Here is a 2,432-nt window from a genome sequence, read left to right on the forward strand (position 1 = left end):
GGCGTATTGCGGGTATGACCGGCAAGCTTTCCACGCGCATGGGGGCGGCCTTACGCCATGCCGGGCACTACCTGCGTCATCAGCGGCAATCGAAAAAACTGTTGCTGGTTATTACCGATGGCGAGCCAGCGGATATTGATGTACGCGATCCGCAGTATCTGCGCTACGACGCGAGGAGGGCTGTGGAGGAACTGGGGCGGGACGGGGTGATGACCTATTGTCTGAGCCTTGATCCCCACGCCGATGAGTATGTGTCGCGGATTTTCGGGGCGCGCAATTATCAGGTGATCGACCATGTGGAACGCCTGCCGGAGCGTCTGCCCATGCTCTATGCCGGCCTGACTCAGTAACTTTGCAACTGGGGAGGCGCCAGCGCTGGCTGTTTGAACTATTGCTGCTGGCGTTCATGCTCATCGGTGTCAAGGACACATCGATGGTCGCTACGTCGGTGTGATTTTCCTACCCGTTATCCTCTGGCACTTGCTCCGGATGCGTTTGTAGATTTCAGGGCCTGCTCTCTTCCAGCTTCCGGGGGTGAATCAGCAGTGGGGTAGCGGTTCGCACCATAGCCTTACTGCTGCGATGTTGGTTCGCTTCCACCGGGCAGGCAGGCCTGCGATGATGGTGCGCATATAACTGTTCCCAATCACGGCGAGCTTCAGCGGGCTTGGCGCGTGCCAGGGCCAGCATCCCAAAACCATCGTCATCCCAGCCGCAGTCACTGAGCACGGCTTCGGGCCAGCGCTGCATATAGGCATCGCGCATGATCTTTTTGCCCAGTTCGGCCAGATCCTCCGCGACCCCCAGCGCCACTGCCCGCGTTTTCCACTCGTCCCATTCGAACAGCATTTCTTCCGAACCTATCATGTGACATTCTCCCGCAGTTATCGTGATGATCGGGTTCGCCAACTTAATGTGTTGACGCTAGAAGTTGACGCTAGAACCGGCAGCCCAATTTTTTAGATTCAGTTCTTTAGGTTTAGTTCGGGATTCTGACAGCGTCAAGGCCACTTAATCGGTATTTTGCACTCGGCAAACGCATGCAGAGGTCGCCGGACTGGCGGCTGTATGCTAGTTTATGCAGAGGATGCCTGCATTTCTGTGGGCAGGGTTGTGCTGGGGAGTAACAAAATGATACGCAGTATGACCGGGTTCGCCCGTTGTGAAAGTCACGGGGCTTGGGGCACGCTGGCCTGGGAGCTGCGCACCGTAAATCACCGTTTTCTTGATGTTGGTCTGCGCCTGCCCGAGGGCTTGGGCGCCCTCGAAACAGCGGTACGGGCAAGCTTGCAAAAAACGCTGGTGCGCGGCCGGGTGGATGCCTGGCTGCGTTTTCAGCCTGCGGCGGGCGGATCGTTGCGCCTTAATACGGCACTGGCGACGGAACTGCACGGACTCCATGGGGAACTGACGGATATCTGGGAGTTGGGTGAGACCGCGTTTAATCCATGGGATGCGCTACGCTGGCCGGGTCTGGTGCAGGCGTCTGGCACAGATACCGAAGCGCTGGAGGCAGAAGTGCTGGCGCTGCTGGACCGGGCGTTGACCGAGTTGCAGGAGGCGCGGGAGCGAGAGGGTGCTGCTTTAGCACAACTGTTGTTGAGTCGTGTGGACGCGATTGCCGGGCAGACTGCAGCATTGCGCAACCATTTGCCTGATCTGGAAAAGGCGCTGCGCGAACGTTTGCAGGCGCGCTTGCAGGAATTGGCGCAGCAGGTGGACGCGGGGCGTTGGGAGCAGGAGCTGCTCTTTTATCTGCAACGTCAGGACGTAGCGGAAGAACTGGACCGTCTGGACACCCATCTGACCGAATTGCGGCGCATCTTGCAGCGGCGCGAGGCAGTTGGCAGGCGCCTGGATTTCCTCATGCAGGAACTCAATCGGGAGGCCAACACCCTCGCTTCCAAGGCCGGAGACAGCCAGGTGACTTTTGCCTCGGTAGAGCTGAAAGTGCTCATCGAACAGATGCGGGAGCAGGTGCAGAATGTGGAGTGAAAGCCAATGACGGGTGGAGCAGAACGCGGTATCCTATGGATTATTTCGGCACCCAGCGGGGCGGGAAAGACCAGTCTGGCCCGGGCGCTGGTAGCGGCGACCCCGCAATTGCGCACCTCCGTCTCTTACACCACGCGGCCCCCGCGGCCGGGCGAGGTAGAAGGAACGGATTATTACTTCGTTCCCATGGAAACCTTCACGGCCATGGCGGAGCGGGGCGAGTTTCTGGAGTATGCCCGGGTGCATGGCAATGGTTATGGTACCAGTGAACCTTGGGTGAAGAGTCAGTTGTTCGCTGGGACCGACTGTCTGTTGGAGATCGACTGGCAAGGTGCGCGGCAGGTGCGGGAAAGATTGCCGGGGCAGGCGGTCAGTATTTTTATCCTGCCGCCTTCTGTCGCCGCTTTGGCGGAACGTCTGCGTGGCCGTGGCCAGGA

Annotated in this window: 4 protein-coding genes; 3 read left to right on the top strand and 1 reads right to left on the bottom strand. The window is 59.2% G+C overall.

Annotated features, from left to right (window positions below; all coding sequences use genetic code 11):
* Positions 1-350 (top strand): VWA domain-containing protein (locus tag AC2VNK_RS05415; RefSeq protein WP_486883102.1); only part of this gene is annotated, 350 nt, incomplete at its 5' end.
* 154 nt (positions 351-504) lie between these two features.
* Here the strand turns inward: AC2VNK_RS05415 and AC2VNK_RS05420 are convergent.
* Positions 505-867: a hypothetical protein gene (locus AC2VNK_RS05420; protein ID WP_486883103.1), complete on the bottom strand. Its 363-nt coding sequence runs from the start codon at positions 865-867 to the stop codon at positions 505-507.
* 264 nt (positions 868-1,131) lie between these two features.
* On the opposite strand from AC2VNK_RS05420, the gene AC2VNK_RS05425 reads away from it, so the two are divergent.
* Both AC2VNK_RS05425 and gmk read left to right on the top strand, forming a co-directional pair.
* Positions 1,132-1,995 (top strand): YicC/YloC family endoribonuclease, encoded by an 864-nt coding sequence (locus AC2VNK_RS05425; protein ID WP_291522079.1) that lies wholly within the window; start codon positions 1,132-1,134, stop codon positions 1,993-1,995.
* A 6-nt stretch (positions 1,996-2,001) separates the two neighbouring features.
* Positions 2,002-2,432 (top strand): guanylate kinase (gene gmk, locus AC2VNK_RS05430; RefSeq protein ID WP_486883104.1); only part of this gene is annotated, 431 nt, incomplete at its 3' end.

It is taken from the genome of Acidithiobacillus sp. TH-A35 (genome assembly GCF_057473505.1).